Raw genomic sequence first — 909 nt, 5'->3', positions numbered from 1 at the left:
CAAAAAGGCGCATCTTTCGATACGCCTTCTTAATCTAACTTGTTACAGTTAATACATCAATTATTTGATGATTTTCGCAACAACGCCAGCACCTACTGTACGGCCACCTTCACGGATTGCGAAACGTAAACCTTGGTCCATCGCGATTGGGTGGATTAAGCTTACTGTCATTTTGATGTTATCACCTGGCATTACCATTTCCACGCCTTCTGGTAATTCAATTGTACCAGTTACGTCAGTTGTACGGAAATAGAACTGTGGACGGTAACCTTTGAAGAATGGAGTGTGACGACCACCTTCATCTTTTGATAATACGTAAACTTCTGATTCGAAATCAGTGTGTGGAGTGATTGAACCTGGTTTCGCTAATACTTGACCACGTTCGATTTCTTCACGTTTTGTACCACGTAATAATGCACCAATGTTCTCACCTGCACGACCTTCGTCAAGTAATTTACGGAACATTTCAACACCAGTTACAGTTGTTTTAGTTGTTGGTCTGATACCAACGATTTCAACTTCATCACCAGTGCGGATGATACCACGCTCAACACGACCTGTTACTACTGTACCACGACCTGAAATTGAGAACACGTCTTCGATTGGAAGAAGGAACGGTTGGTCAATTGCACGCTCTGGCTCAGGAATGTAAGTATCTAAGTGGTTTGCTAACTCAAGGATTTTTTCTTCCCATTCTGCAACGCCGTTTAATGCTTGTAATGCAGAACCACGTACGATTGGAGTATCGTCACCTGGGAAGTCATATTGAGAAAGAAGTTCACGAACTTCCATTTCTACTAATTCTAATAACTCTTCGTCATCTACCATGTCGCATTTGTTTAAGAATACGATGATGTAAGGTACACCTACTTGGCGACCTAATAAGATGTGCTCACGAGTTTGTGGCAT

Annotated in this window: 1 protein-coding gene; it reads right to left on the bottom strand. The window is 41.9% G+C overall.

What is annotated here, in order from left to right; translation table 11 throughout:
• Positions 1 to 60 precede the first annotated feature (60 nt).
• Positions 61 to 909 (bottom strand): elongation factor Tu (tuf, locus tag DPV97_RS09535; RefSeq protein ID WP_111382983.1); only part of this gene is annotated, 849 nt, incomplete at its 5' end.

This window comes from Haemophilus parainfluenzae (assembly GCF_003253005.1).
GTDB lineage: Bacteria > Pseudomonadota > Gammaproteobacteria > Enterobacterales > Pasteurellaceae > Haemophilus_D > Haemophilus_D parainfluenzae_M.
This window is presented reverse-complemented; position numbering and strand designations above follow the sequence as displayed.